The 17,142-nt window shown below is 64.9% G+C and carries 19 protein-coding genes; 8 read left to right on the forward strand and 11 right to left on the reverse strand.

Features of this window, described 5'->3' with window-relative positions; translation table 11 throughout:
* Positions 1-10: 10 nt before the first annotated feature.
* The 6 genes from rodA to DXK50_RS19505 all read right to left on the reverse strand — a co-directional run bounded on the left by rodA (position 11) and on the right by DXK50_RS19505 (position 5,877).
* Positions 11-1,114, reverse strand: a complete 1,104-nt coding sequence (rodA, locus tag DXK50_RS19480; RefSeq protein WP_178101898.1) for a rod shape-determining protein RodA — start codon at positions 1,112-1,114, stop codon at positions 11-13.
* A gap of 38 nt (positions 1,115-1,152) precedes the next feature.
* A complete protein-coding gene (gene mrdA / locus DXK50_RS19485; protein ID WP_161867456.1) occupies positions 1,153-3,045 on the reverse strand; it encodes a penicillin-binding protein 2 in 1,893 nt (630 codons plus the stop codon).
* 10 nt (positions 3,046-3,055) lie between these two features.
* Positions 3,056-3,523, reverse strand: coding sequence for a 23S rRNA (pseudouridine(1915)-N(3))-methyltransferase RlmH (gene rlmH, locus DXK50_RS19490; RefSeq protein WP_161867455.1), 468 nt, complete (start codon positions 3,521-3,523; stop codon positions 3,056-3,058).
* Positions 3,524-3,532: 9 nt separating this feature from the next.
* Positions 3,533-3,886 (reverse strand): ribosome silencing factor, encoded by a 354-nt coding sequence (gene rsfS / locus DXK50_RS19495; RefSeq protein WP_026042034.1) that lies wholly within the window; start codon positions 3,884-3,886, stop codon positions 3,533-3,535.
* 65 nt (positions 3,887-3,951) lie between these two features.
* The gene (nadD, locus tag DXK50_RS19500; RefSeq protein WP_161867454.1) at positions 3,952-4,611 is read right to left on the reverse strand and encodes a nicotinate-nucleotide adenylyltransferase; all 660 of its coding nucleotides are present in this window, start codon (positions 4,609-4,611) and stop codon (positions 3,952-3,954) included.
* Positions 4,612-5,877 carry a glutamate-5-semialdehyde dehydrogenase gene (locus DXK50_RS19505; protein WP_212631473.1) on the reverse strand — a complete coding sequence of 422 codons (1,266 nt, stop codon included), beginning with the start codon at positions 5,875-5,877 and terminating at the stop codon, positions 4,612-4,614.
* 300 nt (positions 5,878-6,177) lie between these two features.
* On the opposite strand from DXK50_RS19505, the gene DXK50_RS19510 reads away from it, so the two are divergent.
* Positions 6,178-7,407 (forward strand): alpha/beta fold hydrolase, encoded by a 1,230-nt coding sequence (locus DXK50_RS19510; protein ID WP_212631474.1) that lies wholly within the window; start codon positions 6,178-6,180, stop codon positions 7,405-7,407.
* Positions 7,408-7,440: 33 nt separating this feature from the next.
* On the opposite strand, the gene DXK50_RS19515 is transcribed toward DXK50_RS19510, so the two are convergent.
* Positions 7,441-8,295: a class I SAM-dependent methyltransferase gene (locus DXK50_RS19515; RefSeq protein WP_212631475.1), complete on the reverse strand. Its 855-nt coding sequence runs from the start codon at positions 8,293-8,295 to the stop codon at positions 7,441-7,443.
* Between the two features lie 66 nt (positions 8,296-8,361).
* Between DXK50_RS19515 and DXK50_RS19520 the strand changes: the two genes are divergently transcribed.
* A complete protein-coding gene (locus tag DXK50_RS19520; protein WP_212631476.1) occupies positions 8,362-9,078 on the forward strand; it encodes a DNA-3-methyladenine glycosylase in 717 nt (238 codons plus the stop codon).
* A complete protein-coding gene (locus tag DXK50_RS19525; RefSeq protein ID WP_212631477.1) occupies positions 9,075-10,391 on the forward strand; it encodes a bifunctional DedA family/phosphatase PAP2 family protein in 1,317 nt (438 codons plus the stop codon). The genes DXK50_RS19520 and DXK50_RS19525 overlap by 4 nt, the downstream gene beginning before the upstream one ends.
* Before the next feature lie 9 nt (positions 10,392-10,400).
* On the opposite strand, the gene DXK50_RS19530 is transcribed toward DXK50_RS19525, so the two are convergent.
* From DXK50_RS19530 to DXK50_RS19540, 3 genes are read right to left on the reverse strand one after another with little or no spacing between them, the layout of a single operon-like run.
* The gene (locus tag DXK50_RS19530) at positions 10,401-10,985 is read right to left on the reverse strand and encodes an LON peptidase substrate-binding domain-containing protein (RefSeq protein ID WP_161867448.1); all 585 of its coding nucleotides are present in this window, start codon (positions 10,983-10,985) and stop codon (positions 10,401-10,403) included.
* Between the two features lie 55 nt (positions 10,986-11,040).
* Positions 11,041-11,757 carry an LrgB family protein gene (locus DXK50_RS19535; protein WP_212631478.1) on the reverse strand — a complete coding sequence of 239 codons (717 nt, stop codon included), beginning with the start codon at positions 11,755-11,757 and terminating at the stop codon, positions 11,041-11,043.
* The gene (locus tag DXK50_RS19540; protein ID WP_161867446.1) at positions 11,754-12,113 is read right to left on the reverse strand and encodes a CidA/LrgA family protein; all 360 of its coding nucleotides are present in this window, start codon (positions 12,111-12,113) and stop codon (positions 11,754-11,756) included. The genes DXK50_RS19535 and DXK50_RS19540 overlap by 4 nt, the downstream gene beginning before the upstream one ends.
* Positions 12,114-12,511: 398 nt before the next feature.
* On the opposite strand from DXK50_RS19540, the gene DXK50_RS19545 reads away from it, so the two are divergent.
* The 5 genes from DXK50_RS19545 to DXK50_RS19565 all read left to right on the forward strand — a co-directional run bounded on the left by DXK50_RS19545 (position 12,512) and on the right by DXK50_RS19565 (position 16,489).
* Entirely contained in the window at positions 12,512-12,967 is a 456-nt protein-coding gene (locus DXK50_RS19545) for a MaoC family dehydratase (RefSeq protein ID WP_161867445.1), read from the forward strand.
* 149 nt (positions 12,968-13,116) lie between these two features.
* Complete coding sequence (locus DXK50_RS19550; RefSeq protein ID WP_212631479.1) at positions 13,117-14,841, forward strand: C13 family peptidase; 1,725 nt, start codon at positions 13,117-13,119, stop codon at positions 14,839-14,841.
* A gap of 30 nt (positions 14,842-14,871) precedes the next feature.
* Positions 14,872-15,513, forward strand: coding sequence for an oxidoreductase (locus DXK50_RS19555; protein WP_212631480.1), 642 nt, complete (start codon positions 14,872-14,874; stop codon positions 15,511-15,513).
* A gap of 16 nt (positions 15,514-15,529) precedes the next feature.
* Complete coding sequence (locus DXK50_RS19560) at positions 15,530-15,874, forward strand: DUF5629 family protein (RefSeq protein ID WP_212631481.1); 345 nt, start codon at positions 15,530-15,532, stop codon at positions 15,872-15,874.
* 3 nt (positions 15,875-15,877) lie between these two features.
* Positions 15,878-16,489, forward strand: a complete 612-nt coding sequence (locus tag DXK50_RS19565; protein ID WP_212631482.1) for a class I SAM-dependent methyltransferase — start codon at positions 15,878-15,880, stop codon at positions 16,487-16,489.
* A gap of 4 nt (positions 16,490-16,493) precedes the next feature.
* On the opposite strand, the gene DXK50_RS19570 is transcribed toward DXK50_RS19565, so the two are convergent.
* Positions 16,494-17,135 carry a response regulator transcription factor gene (locus tag DXK50_RS19570; protein WP_024309590.1) on the reverse strand — a complete coding sequence of 214 codons (642 nt, stop codon included), beginning with the start codon at positions 17,133-17,135 and terminating at the stop codon, positions 16,494-16,496.
* Between the last annotated feature and the right edge of the window lie 7 nt (positions 17,136-17,142).

The following is a 17,142-nucleotide window of genomic DNA, read 5'->3' on the forward strand; positions in this document are numbered from 1 at the left end:
AACCCCCAAATCAAACCTGAGCGATCCACTTTCTGTGGGTGTGGATCGCCATCAATATCCCGAAGCCTGACAACAGCGTGACCAGGTGGGTTCCGCCATAGCTAATGAACGGAAGCGGCACCCCAACCACCGGCAGCAGCCCGCTGACCATGCCGATGTTGACGAATACGTAGACGAAGAAGGTCATGGTCAGCGCCCCGGCCAGCAGCTTGCCGAACAGCGTCTGCGCCTGGGCGGTGATCACCAGGCCGCGCGCCAGCAGCAGCAGATAGAGCAGCAACAACAGACAGACGCCAACCAGGCCGAACTCCTCCGCGAGCACGGCAATGATAAAGTCCGTATGGCTTTCCGGCAAAAAATCCAGGTGCGACTGAGTGCCCAGCAACCAACCCTTGCCGAGCACGCCGCCGGAACCGATCGCAGCCTTTGACTGGATGATGTTCCAACCCGCCCCCAACGGATCGCTTTCCGGGTTGAGAAAGGTCAGCACGCGGCGCTTCTGGTAGTCGTGCATGAGGAAGAACCACATGCCCACCGCAACCGGCACTACGGCGGCTACCGCACCGAAAATCCAGCGCCATTGCAGACCGGCCATGAAGACCACAAAGGCCCCCGAGGCGAGGATCAGCAACGAAGTACCCAGATCCGGCTGCTTGGCGATCAGCACCACCGGCACGCCGATCATCGCCAGGCTGACGACCAGATGCTTGAAACGCGGCGGCAGGTTGTGTCGCGCCATGTACCAGGCGATGGTCATCGGCATGATGATCTTCATCAGTTCCGAGGGCTGGAAGCGGATCACCCCAGGTATGTTGATCCAGCGCGTCGCGCCCATCGCGGTGTGGCCCATCACCTCAACCACTACCAGCAGCACCACGCCTATCACGTAGGCCAGCGGCACCCAGCGCGCCATGAAGCGCGGGTCGAACTGGGCGATCACCACCACCGCGAGCATGCCGATGCCGAAAGAGGAGGCCTGCCTGAGCAACAGGTCGATGTTCTTGCCGCTGGCCGAATAGAGGATGAACAGGCTGCCGGTGCCGAGAATTAGCAGCAGCAACAGCAGCCAGCCATCGATATGCAGGCGCTGCAGCAGGCTGGCGCGCCGGCGCAGTACGTCCTCGTCGGACAGGGTACGGTCGAAATTGCTTATCATCGCTGGCTGACCTCGGCAGGCTTGGGCATCGCGAACTCGGCCTTGAGCTGACCGGTTTCCTTGTCCAGCAGCCAGGCGTCCATGACCTGCTTGACCACTGGCGCGGCGACGCCAGAGCCGGACTCGCCGTTCTCGACCATCACCGCGATGGCAATCTGCGGGTTGTTCGCCGGTGCAAAACCGACGAACAGGGCGTGGTCGCGGTGGCGTTCCTGCACCTTGTTGCGGTCGTATTTCTCGCCCTGCTTGATCGCCACCACCTGCGCCGTACCGCTCTTGCCGGCGATGCGGTAGACCGCGCTGTCACCGACCTTGCGTGCGGTGCCGCGAGCGCCGTGCAATACCTCTTCCATGCCGTGAATGCCGTACTCCCAGAATTTCGGGTCGCGCAGCACGATGTCCGGCATCGGGTTGGGGTCTACAGGCAGACGACCGTCGACGCTCTTGGCCAGGTGCGGGCGGATCCACTTGCCGCGCGTGGCCATCAACGCGGTGGCCTGCGCCAGCTGCAGCGGCGTGGTCTGCATATAGCCCTGGCCGATGCCGAGAATCAGCGTCTCGCCCGGATACCAGGGCTGGCGATAGCGCGCCCGCTTCCAGTCGCGCGAAGGCATCAGACCAGCGGTTTCCTCGAACATGTCCAACGCCACACGCTGACCGAGGCCGAAGCGGCTCATGTAGTCGTGCATGCGATCGACGCCCATCTTGTGCGCCAGATCGTAGAAATAGGTGTCGTTGGAACGGGCGATGGCCAGGTTCAGATCCACCCAGCCGTCACCGGTACGGTTCCAGTTGCGGTACTTGTGGCTGTGGTTGGGCAGCTGATAGAAGCCAGGGTCGAACACCCGTGAGGTGGGCGTGACCACGCCGGCATCCAGGCCGGCCACGGCAACCATCGGCTTGATGGTCGAGCCAGGCGGGTAAAGACCGCGCAGTACCCGGTTGTACAACGGCTGATCGATGGAGTCGCGCAACTCGCCATAGGCCTTGAAGCTGATACCGGTGACGAAGGGGTTGGGGTCGAAGCTGGGCTGGCTGACCATCGCCAACACTTCGCCGTTGTTCGGATCGATGGCCACCACCGCGCCACGGCGACCGCCCAGGGCGTTCTCCGCGGCCTCCTGAAGGTGCACGTCGAGGCTCAGGACGATGTCCTTGCCCGGTTTCGGATCGATGCGATTGAGCACGCGCAGTACACGGCCACGGGCATTGGTCTCGACCTCTTCATAGCCGACTTCGCCGTGCAGCTCGTCTTCGTAGAAGCGCTCGATACCGGTCTTGCCGATATGGTGGGTGCCGGCGTAGTCGGTCGGATCGAGACGCTTGAGCTCCTGCTCGTTGATGCGCCCGACATAGCCGACCGAATGAGCGAAGTGCTCCTGCTGTGGGTAATGCCGTACCAGCTGCGCGGCCACCTCGACGCCGGGCAGGCGGAACTGGTTGACCGCGATGCGGGCGATCTGCTCCTCGGAGAGCTCGAACAGGATCGGTACCGGCTCGAACGGGCGCCGCCCCTGGCGCACGCGGCGTTCGAACAGCGCGCGCTCGTCCTCGGTAAGCTCCAGCACCTCGACCACGGTATCGAGCACGCTGAGCCAGTCACCGGCACGCTCGCGGGTCACGGTCAGGCTGAAACTGGGGCGGTTGTCGGCGATGATCACGCCGTTGCGGTCGAAGATCAGCCCACGGGTCGGCGGGATCGGCTGCACGTGGATGCGGTTGTTCTCCGCCAGGGTGCTGTGATGCTCGTACTGGATCACCTGCAGGTAGTACATGCGCATGATCAGCACGCAGGTCAGCAGGATGATCGCCACGCCGCCGACGAGCACCCGGCGCTTGACCAGACGAGCGTCCTTTTCGTGATCCTTGAGGCGAATCGGCTGCGGCATGACTAGGTGATCACTTGTGGTACGGGTGACCGGACAAGACGGTCCAGGCTCGGTAGATCTGCTCGCCAAGCAGGATGCGCACCAGCGGATGCGGCAGGGTCAGCGGCGACAGCGACCAGCGCTGTTCGCTGCGCGCGCAGACCTCCGGCGCCAGCCCTTCCGGACCGCCGACCATGAGGTTGACGTTACGCGCGTCGAGACGCCAGCGATCGAGCTCCGTCGCCAGTTGCTCGGTGCTCCATGGCTTGCCATGGACCTCCAGCGTGACGATACGTTCGCCGGGCTGCACCTTGCTCAGCATGGCCTCGCCCTCCTGACGGATCAGGCGGGCGACATCGGCGTTCTTGCCGCGGGTATTGAGGGGAATTTCCACCAGCTCCAGCGGCAGCTCGGCCGGCAGGCGCTTGACGTACTCCTGCCAGCCCTCCTCGACCCAACGCGGCATGCGCGAACCGACAGCGATCAGTTTGATTCGCACGGCTAGCGCTTACTCGGCCGAGTGCTGGGCGCGGCTCTGCTCGGCGCCCTGCCACAGGCGCTCCAGATCATAGAACTGACGCGCGGTCGGCAGCATCACGTGGACGACGATGTCGCCCAGGTCGAGCAGGGCCCATTCGCCGCTGTCCAGACCTTCGCTACCGATGGGGCGTACGCCCTGCTCCTTGACCTTTTCCAGCACGTTTTCCACCAGCGACTTGACCTGACGGCTGGAGCTACCGCTGGCGATCACCATGAAATCGGTGATGCTGGTCTTGTCCTTGACGTCGATCACGGTGATGTCGGTCGCCTTGATCTCTTCCAGCGCCGCCACGGCGATCTTGACCAGCTCGTCGCTGGGCATGTTCTGCTTACTCATAAAAACTCATTTGCCTCGTGTAATGGACGCCAGCGCACCTGCACGGCGTTTCAAGCATTGGGCGCACGGTAAAGGTCGTGCGCCTGGATGTAGGCCAGTACCGCATCGGGCAGCAGATAACGCGCCGAGCGGCCGGTTGCCAGTAAATGGCGAATCTGCGTGGCGGAAATCGCCAACGGAGTCTGCCAGATGAAACTGATTTGCCCGCCTGCGCCCTCCAGGCTCAGCGGGTCGCTGACACTGCGCGCGGCCAGCAGATCGCGCAGCGCCTCCGGCGCTTCGCTGTCGGCGTCCGGCCGCTGCAGCACCAGCAGATGGCAGTGCTCGAGCAATTCCTGCCAGCGATGCCAGCTCGGCAAGCTGCAGAAGGCATCCCAGCCAAGCAGCAAAAACAGCTGATCGTCCGCCGCCAGCTCGGCACGCACCGACTCCAGGGTGTCCACCGTGTACGACGGCTTGTCGCGACGCAGCTCGCGGTCATCGACCGCCAGCCGCGGCTCGCCGGTGACCGCCAGTTCGACCATGGCCAGACGCTGTTCGGCCGTCGCCTGCGGCGTATCGCGGTGCGGCGGCCTGGCGCTGGGGATCAGCCGCAGCTCGTCCAGTGCCATGAACTCGGCCACTTCCAGCGCCGCACGCAAATGCCCGATATGCACCGGGTTGAAGGTACCGCCGAGCAGGCCGATGCGTCGGGCGCCGATCCGTTTCATTTATGTGCGAATGTGTCCGTCGCCGAAGACCACGTACTTCTCGCTGGTCAGGCCTTCCAGGCCGACCGGTCCGCGTGCGTGCAGCTTGTCGGTGGAAATACCGATCTCCGCCCCCAGGCCGTACTCGAAACCATCGGCAAAGCGGGTCGAGGCATTGACCATCACCGAGGAAGAATCCACCTCGGTGAGGAAACGCCGCGCGTCGCTGAAATTCTCGGTGATGATCGAGTCGGTGTGCTGCGAGCCGTAATGATTGATGTGCTCGATGGCCGCATCCAGCGAATCGACGATGCGAATGGCCAGGATCGGCGCGTTGTACTCGGCGAACCAGTCGTCCTCGCTCGCTTCCAGCACGTCGTTACCAAGCAGTTCGCGGGTAGCGGCATCGCCACGCAGCTCCACGCCCTTGTCACGGTAGATGGCGGCCAGCGGGGGCAGCACACGTGCGGCGATGGCCTGATGCACCAGCAGGGTCTCCATGGCATTGCACGGCGAGTAGCGCTGGGTCTTGGCGTTGTCACAGACGCGGATGGCCTTGTCGAGATCGGCGGCAACGTCGACATAGACGTGGCAAACGCCGTCCAGGTGCTTGATCACCGGTACCTTGGCGTCGCGACTGATGCGCTCGATCAGGCCCTTGCCACCGCGCGGGACGATCACATCGACGTATTCGGGCATGGTGATCAGCTCACCGACTGCGGCGCGGTCGGTGGTTTCCACCACCTGCACGGCGGCTGCCGGCAGATCCGCTTCGGCCAGGCCCTGCTGGATGCAGCGGGCAATCGCCTGGTTGGAGTGAATAGCCTCGGAACCGCCACGCAGGATGGTGGCGTTACCGGACTTCAGGCACAGGCTGGCGGCATCGATGGTCACGTTCGGACGCGACTCGTAGATGATGCCGATCACCCCCAGCGGCACACGCATCTTGCCGACCTGGATGCCGGACGGCAGGTAGCGCATGCCCTGAATCTCGCCGATCGGATCGGGCAGGGTCGCCACCTGGCGCAGCCCTTCGATCATGCTGTCGATCACCTTCGGCGTCAGCGCCAGGCGGTCGACCATGGCCGGTTCCAGACCGCTGGCGCGGGCAGCGGCCAGGTCCAGTTCGTTGGCGGCAGTCAGTTCGGCGCGAGCGGCGTCGAGGGCGTTGGCAGCGGCCTGCAGCGCGCGATTCTTCTGCGCGGTGCGGGCGCGGGCAAGCACCCTGGAAGCCTGGCGGGCGGCCTGGCCCAGGCGGGTCATGTAAGCGTGCACGGACTCGGTCATGGCGGCGGAGGTCTGGCAGTTGGAAAAAGGGGCTGATTATAGCGGGCTCGCAAGGCCGCGCCCAGCGGCGTCTGGCAAGCGGTAGACAGCGCGTCCGCTTAGCGCCCGCGGTAACGCCCGCAGCCGCGCCACGCAAGCGCCGCGCCTGCAACGGTGACACTCGCAGGCAGGGGCCGCCCGAAGGTTGGGTAAACAAATCGCCGCCCGATGTTTACCTTGCAATCGAGGTTTTGCCGACCCGGCGAGACGGCAGCGCATGCCGCCCCACCAGAAGAACAACAACAGAGACTGGAGTGCCCCATGCGTTACCGCACCGACTACAGCGCCGCCTTGCTCGCCAGCCCACCCGCAGTCATCGATATCGCCGGCTGGCGCCTGCACTACCAGGCCTATTCCGCCCGCCAGCGCGATGGCCGCGCGCCGGTCCTGATGCTCGGCGGGGCCTTCCAGAGCTTTCGTTCATTTGCTGCAGAGGTCGACGAGCTGCTACGCGAGCATCCAGTGATCCTGCTCGACCTGCCCAGCCAGGGTAGCAATCTGCAGCTGGCCCCCGAGCTCGGTCTGGAACAGCTGGCCGACCTGATCGCCGCCTTCGCCGAACAACTGCAATTGCCGCCGCTGATGCCCATCGGCCTGTCCTACGGCTCGGCGCTGGCGGCCCTGTTCGCCGCACGCCATCCGCAGCGCTGCGCGCGCCTGCTGCTGGCCGGCATCACCGCCTTCGGCCGTCCCGGCGCGCGGCGGTTGCTGGAGGAAAGCCTGGCGCTGCTCGCAGAAGGACGCATCGGCGAGTTCGCCCAGGGTGCCCTGAGCGGCCTGCTCAACCCACTGCGACTACAGGCGACCGGCATTTCCCCGGTATTTCGCAAGGCGTTGCTACGGCAGATTCAACGCCTGTCACCAATCGAGGTGGAACGTTACCGGCAGAACAGCCAGCGCCTGCTGGCTTTCGGCGGCTTCAGCCAGCACCCGCAATGCCCGACCCTGATACTGGCCGGCGAGCACGATCACTTCACCCAACCCTGGGAGCACGCCCATTTCGCAGCAGCCTGCACCAGCGCCGACTGCGTGCTGATCCACCATGCCGATCACCTTGCCCAGTTCGAACAGCGCGAGGCCTGCGCAGCGCTGTATCGCCCCTTCCTTGGCGAGCGCCCGCTGCCTATGCGCAGCGCGGACAGCACTCGCCTGCACAAAGAGCAGCTGCTGCGGCTGGAGAAACGCTGCGAACCGCGTCTGGCGCCGCGCCAGCGCCAGGCGCTGCTGCACCACGTCGAAGGCCGGCAGTGGACGGTGGAGTTGAGCGAGCTGGGCTTCTTCGGCGGGCTGCTGCGGGGCGACCTGCCACGAGACCTGCCGCTGCGTGACTGGCAGCTGAGCCAGGCCGACCTGCCGAGCCAGCCTCTGCTGCCACTGCGGCACGACGACCAGGGGCTGGCCTTCGTCTTTCCGCATACCGATGCTGTGGCCAGCCTGGCGCTGGCCGATCACATCCATCAGCCCCAGCTGCCGGCCGCGGCCTGCGCCTAGATAAGCCGGCACAGCCGCGGAGCGCAGCGCTTCCTAGGTCCGCGCCTGAATCACCCGCACCAGTCCGGGCAGGCGTGAAGGCGCGAGCCCCAGACGGGTAGCGTCGGCACTGGGATCGAGCACCTGCACCTGAGCGAAGCCGCAACGCCGGAAGCCCGCGTCGATCTCGTCATGATTTCGGTAATGCAGCGGGTAACTGCCGCGGGTCAACCGGCCGATCAGATCGACGCCCCAACGCAGCTGGCGGTAGCGCGGGTGCTCACGCAGGTCCGGATAAAGCTCGGTCAGGTAGGTAGCAGCGGGGAACTCGCCAAGCTCTTTGGCGAGACGGCTCCAGAAGCCCTCGATCAGCGCCAACGGGAAATAGTTGACCAGCCCCTCGGTGATCACCACCACCGGCTGAGTGCGATCGAGATCCGCGAACAGCGCACTCAGGCGCTGATTACCGCGTTCGGCCAGGATATCCACAGCGCGCACCTGGTGCCGGCCGTCCAGCCAGCCTTCGCCGTGCAACAGCAGACGCTTGCGTGCGGCCATGGCGGGCAGGTCCGCCTCCAGATAACGAAGGTGTGGATAGCGCGAGCAGAAGCGCCGTCCACGGGGCGACAGGCCACAGGCAATTTCCACCACCTGGCGTACCCCCTGCTGCTCGATGGCCTCAGTCAGTTGCGCGTCGATCTGCAGATGGCGCTGCAGCAGAAAAGCCTCTATATCCAGGCCGAAACCGGCCCTGGCGCCCCAGGTGACGGGCCACAGCAGCTTGTGCACGAAGCGGCCGAAGGCGGTGGCGAACGCCGGTTCGGCCAAGCGGTGGCGATACCAGACGTAGCCGGTGTAATGCGCCGAAGGACTGATATGGGCGCTGCTGGCGCGGGAACGTTCAGGCATCTTTAAGGTTCTTGTTGTTATGCTCGCGGCCCCAGGTTAGAACGCTGCGAGCGCCTTCGACAGATCATGCCCGCCGAACCCACCCTTAGTTTGCCCTGGCCCGGCGCCAGACCGTTGCCCGACACCTTCTTCGACCGCGATGCGCAGTTGCTCGCCCGCGAGCTGCTCGGCAAGGTGATTCGTCACCGCGTCGGCAAGCGCTGGCTGAGCGCACGGATCATCGAGACCGAGGCTTATTACCTGGTGGACAAGGGCAGCCACGCCTCGCTCGGCTACACCGAGAAACGCAAGGCGCTGTTCGCCGATGGCGGGCACATCTATATGTATTACGCACGCGGCGGCGATTCGCTGAACTTCAGCGCCTTTGGCCCCGGCAACGCGGTGCTGATCAAATCCGCGCATCCCTGGGTCGATGCCATCAGCGGCGCCGACTCGCTCGCTGCGATGCAGTGCAACAACCCGGACAGCCTTGGCCGTCCGCGTGCGCCCGAGCGCCTGTGCGCCGGGCAGACCCTGCTGTGCAAGGCGCTGGGCCTGAAGGTAACGGACTGGGATGCACGCCGCTTCGATCTGCAGCGATTGTTCGTCGAGGACGTCGGCGAAAGGCCGCATTCGATCATCCAGTGCGCGCGCCTGGGCATTCCCCTGGGGCGCGACGAACACCTGCCCTACCGTTTCGTCGACGCGCTGTACGCCCGCCATTGCACGCGCAACCCTTTGCGCCGTGGACAGGTCGAAGGCCGTGATTATCGATTGTTGAGCGTTTCGGGAGCAGCACAATGAGCGTCTGGCTGGACAACCTGACCACCTGGCTGGGTGGCAACCCGCAGTGGCTGGGAATGGCGATCTTCCTCATCGCCCTGCTCGAATGCCTGGCGCTGGTAGGTATCGTGCTGCCCGGCGTGGTGCTGCTGTTCAGCGTCGCGCTGCTGGCCGGCAGCGGCGTACTGACGTTGTGGCATACGCTGCTGCTGGCCTACGCCGGTGCACTGTGTGGCGACATGATTTCCTACGCGCTGGGCAGGCGTTTCAAGCGCAACATCGGCCGCCTGCCGGTGCTGCGCCACCACCCGCAGTGGATCATGCGCGCCGAGCTGTATTTCCGCCATTACGGGGTGGCCAGCCTGCTGGTCGGGCGTTTCATCGGCCCGCTGCGGCCGATGCTGCCCATGGTGGCCGGCATGCTGGACATGCCGCCGCTGCGCTTCATCCTGGTCAGCCTGGTGGCGGCGGCCGGCTGGGCCCTGGCCTACCTGTTGCCGGGCTGGGCCACCGGCGCTGCACTGCGTCTGCCGATGGCGGAAGGTTTCTGGACCGAGGCGGCGGTGCTGCTGGCCGGCATCGGCGTGATCCTGCTGCTGACCATCCAGGCCAGCCTGGCGGAAAAACAGCGGGCCAGCCTGCTGGGTGGCGGTCTCAGCCTGGCGCTGCTACTGGCCATTGTCATCGGCTGGCCGCATCTCGATGCGCTGGATCAGGGCCTGATGACCCTGGTGCAGGAGCAGCGTGAGGTACACCTGGACCGATGGATCGGCACCCTGACCCGGCTGGGCGACTTCCATATCCAGTTTGTGGCGGCCACGGTGTTGTGCGCCCTGCTGCTGCTCGCGCGCCAGTGGCGTCATCTGCTGTTCGCCGGTTCGACCCTGCTGGTCACGGCCATCGGCAACAGCACCCTCAAGCATGGCTTTGCCCGGGCACGCCCCGACGTGCTGAGCGAACCGCTGACCACCTTCAGCTTTCCCAGCGGCCACAGCTCGGCAGCCTTTGCCTTCTTTCTGGTGCTGGGGGTGCTGGCCGGACGCGGACAATCGGCACGCCTGCGCCTGGCCTGGCTGGTGGTAGCCTGTCTGCCGGCCGCAGCGATTGCCCTGTCGCGGATTTACCTGGGCGTGCACTGGCCCAGCGACATCATCGCCGGCGCCCTGCTGGCCTCGGCCATTTGTGGCCTGAGCCTGACGCTGTGCCAGCGCCGCGAGGTACTGCCGGCACTGCCCGCGCGTCTGTGGTGGATCATCCTGCCCGCCTGCATCGCGGTACTGGGCGGTATGGCGACCTGGCAGCTGTCCAATGCGCTGCTGCGCTACGCCTACTGACGCGTCGCTTCAGGCATCGCCCTGAAGCATTTCCAGCATGGTGTGCAGCTGGTCCAGGCGCTGGGCCGGGTCATCGAGCGCAAGCAGCTGCAGCTTCTGCGCCGGCTCCAGCGGCAACAGGTAAGCCAGTTGATTGGCCAGTTGCTGCTGGCCGGTGACCACCCCCGCCATGGCCAGCTCCTCCACCAGCGGATGTTCGGCCAATGCGGCGTGCAGGGCGGCAAGGTCGGCATGCTCGGCCTGCAGCGGGCAGTCTGGCGGCTCCTGCAGCCACTGCACATCGGCAACGGTCAACTGGTCAGGCAGAACCTGGGCACGCTCGACGCGAAAGCGCCGCCCGCCCTCGACACGAATACCCAGCAGTCCATTGGTGCGCTGTTGAAAGTCACGCACCAGCGCCTCACAACCAATGGCCGCGAAGCGGCTGGCGGCTTCGCCCACTTCCTCGCCCTCGACGATGCACACCACGCCGAACCCCGTGCCCTGCTTCATGCAGCGGCTGATCATGTCCAGATAGCGCGCCTCGAATATCTGCAGATCGAGCACACAGCCGGGGAACAATACGGTGTTGAGCGGGAACAGCGGGAGAGTCATGAGCGCGGCCTGTTATCAACTCGATCCGGGGCATCAGGGATGGTCAGTCAGACTCTCACAGGAACATGACGATCGCCAGAGGCAACAGCACGGCAGTGATCACCCCCATCAGACTCATCGCCAGCGCCGCGAAGGCGCCGCATTCGTCGCTCTCCTGCAGTGCGCGCGCTGTGCCCACGGCGTGGGCGGTGATGCCCAGCGCCATGCCCTGCGCCGCCGGGTGATGAACCCGGCACAGACGCAGAATGGACGGCCCGACGATGGCGCCGATGACACCGGTGATCATCACGAACACCGCTGCCAGCGCCGCGATACCACCGATCTGATCGGCCACCAGCATGGCGATCGGCGAGGTCACCGATTTGGGCGCCATGCTCATCAGCATCAGCCGTTCGGCACCGAACAACCAGGCCAGCCCTGCCCCGAGCACGGTGGCGAAGGTGCCGGCGATCAGCAGGGTGAGGATGATGGGCCAGACCAGCTGGCGAATCCGCCGCAGGTTCAAATACAGCGGCACGGCCAGGGCCACGGTGGCCGGGCCGAGCAGCAGGGTCAGCGCCGCGACGCTGCTGCGGTATTCGGCGAAGCTCAGGCCGCACAGCAGCAGGATGCCGATGACCGTGAGCATCGAGACCAGTACCGGCTGCAGGAATACCCAGCGGGTGCGCTCGTAGGCGGCCATGGCCAACTGATAGGCACCGAGGGTGATGCCGATACCGAACAGCGGGTGATGGGTCAGCGCCTGCCAGGCGCCCTGCCAATCCGGACTCATGCGTCCTCCCGGCGCTGCTGGCGCTCGATCAGTTTCTGCATCAGCCAGCCGGCGAAGGCCAGCGATACCAGCAGCGACAGCACCAGCGCGCCGACCACCGCCCAGAAATCGGCGGCAATATCACTGGCATAGGCCATCACACCCACCGCGGGCGGTACCAGGATCAGCGGCAGGTACTTGAGCAGACTGCTGGACGCCACGCTGAGCGGCTCGCCCACCTCGCCACGGACGACAAGAAAGACGAACAGCAGCAGCATGCCGATGATCGGCCCAGGCAGCATCGGTAACAGCAGCACGTTAAGAACGGTACCCAGCAACTGGCACAGCACCAGCCAGGAAAGGCCGCGAAGCAGCATGTTTGAGGTCTCCACAAGACGAGCGATGGCCGCGCTTCCGCTCGCGAGTAGGCCGTTGAAAAATGTAGGCGAGGCAGTCAGTGCAAGGCAAAAACAGGCGAAAAAGCGGAGTTTACGAGCTGTAAATGAGCATTTTGAGCCTGTTTTTAACGCAGCAATGACCACGCAGGTAGTTTTTCAGCGGCCTACTAGAGGGGATTCCGGGCATCTATTGAGGCATGTCGGCCATTATAGGCGCGATGCACCTTCGCTGGCCTCTGTATTGCTTCGTCAGGCTGACCTATGCCGCATCATTCAGTCCGCCTGGGCAGGCTTGACCCGCTGTCCACCTCGTGCTGATCTAGGCCGCAACGGTTCCACGCACACAAGAAAAACACCCGCGTCCTCAAGGAGGAACTATGCCGTTCGTACCCGTAGCAGAGCTCAAGGACCACGTTGGCAAGGAACTCGGCAAGTCCGAGTGGCTGACCATCGATCAGGAGCGCATCAACCAGTTCGCCGAGTGTACCGGCGACCACCAGTTCATCCACGTCGACCCGGAAAAGGCCAAACAGACCCCCTTCGGCACCACCATCGCCCACGGCTTCCTCTCGCTGTCGCTGGTGCCAATGCTGATGGAAAAGATCATGATCATGCCGCAGGGGCTGAAGATGGCAGTGAACTACGGCCTCGACAGCGTGCGCTTCATCCAGCCGGTCAAGGTCAACTCCAAGGTGCGCCTGGTGGTCACCCTGACCGACGCCACCGAGAAGAACCCCGGCCAGTGGCTGCTCAAGGCCCGCGCCGTGCTGGAGATAGAAGGCCAGGAGAAACCGGCCTATGTCGCCGAGCCGCTGACCCTCTGCTTCGTCTGATCCCACCCGGGCATCCTCTGTCGCTCCCGTTTTCCGTGCCATGCGCCGGAGCGGGAGCGATCCTGCATCCGTAAAGCGTGCGACTCGGCAGCGCAAGCCTGCAGGCTTGCGGCATACTGCGGAGCAAAGCACCGACCTGGACGTCCGCCATGCATCCCCTTGCCCTGCGCCTGCTGCCTCTTTGCCTGTCCCTGCTGATCGCCGGTTGCGACGAAGCGCGCCCGCTGTTGCCGGCCAATGCCACCCTGCCCGATGGCGGCCAGTATCGTGGCGAGATCGTCGACGGGTTGCTGCAAGGCCCGGGACGTCTGGACTACCGCAATGGCAGCTGGTTCGTCGGCCAGTTCAGGGACGGCATGCTCGAAGGCAGCGGCGAGTGGCAGGGCCCCGGTGGCGAACACTATCTGGGCGAGTTTCATGAAGGCATGTTCCACGGCCAGGGTACCCTGACCTACAGTGACGGCAGCCGCTACGAAGGGGGGTTCGAACGCAACAGATTCAGCGGCGTCGGCCTGCTGGAACAGGGCGGCCAACGCTACCAGGGCGAATTTCTCAACGACCGCTTCCACGGCCTGGGCAAACTGGAAATGGCCGACGGCAGCAGCTTCCAGGGCCAGTTCGTCAACGGTCAGCCGGAGGGCCAGGGCGTACGCATCGACGCCTATGGCAACCAGTTCAGCGGCGTATTCGCCCTGGGCCTGCTCAGCGGCCAGGGCAGCTACCACAACGCCGATGGCGACAACTACAGCGGCGGGTTCAAGAATGACGAGTTCCATGGCAAGGGCCGCTACCAGAGCGCCAGCGGCGAGACCTGGGCCGGAGAGTTCGTCGAAGGCGTGATGCAGGGCCCCGGCGAATACACCGACGGCGACGGCACGCGCTACCTCGGCGAATTCGCCGACTGGCAGTACCAAGGCCAAGGCCTGCTCACCCTGCCCGACGGCAGCGCCTACCGCGGCCATTTTTCCGGTGGTGAATACAATGGCGAGGGCACCCTGACTCTGGCCGATGGCAGTCGCCAGTCCGGCACCTGGCAAGGCGGGCGACTGATACGTGACGAACAGGGCCAGGTGTTGCCCGACAGCCTCGAGCTGGGTCTGCTGCGACAGGGACAGCTGCTCGATGAGGCCATCGCCGCACTCCCCGCCTCGACACCGGCACGCGAACTCTATGCGCTGACCCTGGCGGGTGACGGCAAGCAGAGCGTATTCATGCGCGAGGCCGACTATGTCAGCAGGCTGATGCGCGATCGTTTTGGCGCCTACGGCAGCATCGACCTGGTCAACCACCGTGATCATCTCGCCGACCGTCCGCTGGCTACGCGCGAGAACCTTGGTCGCGCGGTCCAGGCTCTTGCCGAACGCAGTGGCGAGGAAGATCTGATCTTCATCTACCTGACCAGCCATGGCTCGCGCCGCCACGAACTCAATCTCGACCAGCCGCGCCTGCAACTTGCCGACCTGCCGGCCAGCGAGCTGGCGGCGCTGCTGGCGCCACTCAAGCAACGCAACAAGGTGGTGGTGATTTCGGCTTGCTACTCCGGCGGTTTCATCCCACCACTGAAAGACGAAAAGACCCTGGTGATGACCGCCGCACGCGCCGACCGGGTTTCCTTCGGCTGCAGCGAGGAGAACGACTTCACCTATTTCGGCCGCGCCCTGTTTGCCGAGGCCCTCGGCGAAACCGACAACCTGGAACGGGCCTTCGAACTGGCCAAGGAACGCGTCGCCGAGCGTGAGCAGAGCGATGGCTTCGAGCCTTCCGAACCGCAGATCTGGGCGCCACGCGGCGTACTCCAGCACTGGCGCGATCTGCGTCAGAGCCAGGCCGAGCGCGCGCTCGGTGCCGTGGCCAGTGGTCCGGCAAAGGACTAAGCTGAACTGTAACGGACAAGAGACAATTGCATGTACCTGACCCCGCAGCACATTCTTATCGCCGGCGCCACCGGACTCACCGGTGAGCACCTGCTCGACCGCCTGCTCAGCGAGCCGACGGTCGCCCGCGTGCTGGCGCCGACCCGTCGGCCACTGGCCGCCCATCCGCATCTGGAAAACCCGGTGGGTGATCTGCAGGCACTGCTGCCGCAACTATCCGGCCAGGTCGATACCGCCTTCTGCTGCCTGGGCAGCACCATCAAGCAGGCAGGCTCGCAGGAGGCCTTTCGCGCCGTCGACCACGACCTGGTGCTGGCTTTCGCCCGTCGCGCTCGCGAGCTGGGCGCACGGCATCTGGTGGTGATCAGTGCACTGGGCGCCAATCCCAACTCGTCAGTGTTCTACAACCGCGTCAAGGGCGAGACCGAGCAAGCGTTGAAAGCCATGGACTGGCCACAACTGACCATCGCCCGTCCGTCGCTGCTGCTCGGGGCACGCCATGAGTTTCGTCTTGGCGAGCGCCTCGCGGCTCCCCTGCTGCGCTGGCTGCCAGGCAAGTACCGTGGCATCGACGCCTGCGCCCTGGCCCGCGCCCTCTGGCGCCTGGCACTGGAAGAGGAAGACGGTGTGCGCGTGATAGAGTCTTCCGACCTGCGCCGACTGGGGCGCTGATGCCGTGGATGAAGCGATGAAACCGACAAGCCTGATCGAGGCCCTGCAAGACGCCGACATGCTCGAGATCGACGGCCTGTATGCCTGGCAATTCGACCTCGACACCGAACTGCTGGCGCAAATCAGCGCCGGCACGGCTGGCAGCGATAGCGCCGCCAAACCCTTGCTGCAGGTGCACTGCATAGATGGTCGCGAGCGCCGCCTGTGGAAGTTCTCCCTGGCGTCGGTGCAGGCTGCGCGCTATAGCGAAACGGACGACAGCTGGATGATCGAAGGCAGTGAAGTCAGTCATACCCTCAAATGCTTTGCCGCCTATCGCGGCGACAACGATGAGGACGATGAAGGGCAGGACGAAGCCTGAACCATGGGCCTTTATGACCGCCATATCCTGCCGCACCTGATCGATTTCGCCTGCGGCATGGGCGCGGTAATGAAGGCGCGTTCGCAGATCGTGCCGCTGGCGCACGGACGTGTGCTGGAAATCGGCATCGGCAGCGGACTCAACCTGAGTTTCTACGACCCACAGCGGGTCGAGGTGGTGGTCGGCGTCGACCCGTCCGCGGAAATGCAGAAGCTGGCCCGCGAACGCGCCGCACGCTGCCAGGTGCCGGTGGAAATGATCGCCCTGGAACTGGGGCAGATTCAGGCGGCGGACGCCAGCTTCGACGACATCGTCTGCACTTTCACCCTGTGCACCATCCCCGATGCCATCGCCGCCCTGCGCGAAATGCGCCGCGTACTCAAGCCTGGCGGGCGCCTGCTGTTCTGCGAACACGGTCTGGCGCCGGATCTGCCGGTGGTGCGCTGGCAACAACGCCTGACGCCGCTGTGGAAACCGCTGGCCGGCGGCTGCCATCTGGATCGCGACATACCCGCGCTGATCGGAGCCGGCGGCTTTCATATCCGCGAGCTGAGCACCGGCTACCTCAAGGGGCCAAGGCCGATGACCCACGTCTATCGCGGCTGGTCAGACTGAACGACTAGCTGCTTACCGCGCCGGAACGCAACGCCAGCGGATCGACCAACCCGGCGGCGATAACCATGCCCACCAGCTCCGGCAGCGTCTCGGCCTGCATGCGCTTCATCACCCGCGAACGATACAGGTCGACGGTCTTCACGCTGATATCGAGCTGCTCGGCCACTTCGCGGTTGGTGTAGCCGCGCACCAAGGGCAGCAGCACGTCACGCTCACGCGGGGTGAGCTGATCGAGCCGCGCCTGCACCTCGGCCAGACGCGCGTCGCGCTTTGGCCGGGCCGGGCGGCGATCCAGCGCCTGCTGCACGCTGTCGAGCAATAGTTGCTCGTTGTAGGGCTTCTCGATGAAATCCACCGCGCCGGCCTTGAACGCGCGCACCACGATCGGCACGTCGGCATGGCCGCTGACGAAGATCACCGGCAAGTCGATACCACGCGCGCGCATCTCCTCCTGCACGTTCAGCCCACCCATGCCGGGCATGCGCACATCGAGCAGCACGCAGGCATTGGCAGTCGGATCGCAAGCCTCGAGAAAGGCCCGACCGCTGGTGAAGGGCACGCCTGTCAGACCAACCGACTCCAGCAGCCAGAGCGTCGAGTCGAGCATGCCCTGGTCGTCATCGACCACATAAACCCGTTGTTGCATCCCTGTA

Source organism: Pseudomonas sp. KB-10 (genome assembly GCF_018221585.1).
Taxonomy (GTDB): Bacteria; Pseudomonadota; Gammaproteobacteria; order Pseudomonadales; family Pseudomonadaceae; genus Aquipseudomonas; species Aquipseudomonas yangonensis.

Excerpts from the sequence above, each read along its gene's own strand:
- mrdA (WP_161867456.1), bottom strand. The coding sequence starts at position 3,045 with ATGCCGCAGCCGATTCGCCTCAAGGATCACGAAAAGGACGCTCGTCTG.
- rsfS (WP_026042034.1), bottom strand. The coding sequence starts at position 3,886 with ATGCCCAGCGACGAGCTGGTCAAGATCGCCGTGGCGGCGCTGGAAGAG.
- nadD (WP_161867454.1), bottom strand. The coding sequence starts at position 4,611 with ATGAAACGGATCGGCGCCCGACGCATCGGCCTGCTCGGCGGTACCTTC.
- DXK50_RS19505 (WP_212631473.1), bottom strand. The coding sequence starts at position 5,877 with ATGACCGAGTCCGTGCACGCTTACATGACCCGCCTGGGCCAGGCCGCC.
- DXK50_RS19510 (WP_212631474.1), top strand. The coding sequence starts at position 6,178 with ATGCGTTACCGCACCGACTACAGCGCCGCCTTGCTCGCCAGCCCACCC.
- DXK50_RS19515 (WP_212631475.1), bottom strand. The coding sequence starts at position 8,295 with ATGCCTGAACGTTCCCGCGCCAGCAGCGCCCATATCAGTCCTTCGGCG.
- DXK50_RS19520 (WP_212631476.1), top strand. The coding sequence starts at position 8,362 with ATGCCCGCCGAACCCACCCTTAGTTTGCCCTGGCCCGGCGCCAGACCG.
- DXK50_RS19525 (WP_212631477.1), top strand. The coding sequence starts at position 9,075 with ATGAGCGTCTGGCTGGACAACCTGACCACCTGGCTGGGTGGCAACCCG.
- DXK50_RS19530 (WP_161867448.1), bottom strand. The coding sequence starts at position 10,985 with ATGACTCTCCCGCTGTTCCCGCTCAACACCGTATTGTTCCCCGGCTGT.
- DXK50_RS19535 (WP_212631478.1), bottom strand. The coding sequence starts at position 11,757 with ATGAGTCCGGATTGGCAGGGCGCCTGGCAGGCGCTGACCCATCACCCG.
- DXK50_RS19540 (WP_161867446.1), bottom strand. The coding sequence starts at position 12,113 with ATGCTGCTTCGCGGCCTTTCCTGGCTGGTGCTGTGCCAGTTGCTGGGT.
- DXK50_RS19545 (WP_161867445.1), top strand. The coding sequence starts at position 12,512 with ATGCCGTTCGTACCCGTAGCAGAGCTCAAGGACCACGTTGGCAAGGAA.
- DXK50_RS19550 (WP_212631479.1), top strand. The coding sequence starts at position 13,117 with ATGCATCCCCTTGCCCTGCGCCTGCTGCCTCTTTGCCTGTCCCTGCTG.
- DXK50_RS19555 (WP_212631480.1), top strand. The coding sequence starts at position 14,872 with ATGTACCTGACCCCGCAGCACATTCTTATCGCCGGCGCCACCGGACTC.
- DXK50_RS19560 (WP_212631481.1), top strand. The coding sequence starts at position 15,530 with ATGAAACCGACAAGCCTGATCGAGGCCCTGCAAGACGCCGACATGCTC.
- DXK50_RS19565 (WP_212631482.1), top strand. The coding sequence starts at position 15,878 with ATGGGCCTTTATGACCGCCATATCCTGCCGCACCTGATCGATTTCGCC.
- DXK50_RS19570 (WP_024309590.1), bottom strand. The coding sequence starts at position 17,135 with ATGCAACAACGGGTTTATGTGGTCGATGACGACCAGGGCATGCTCGAC.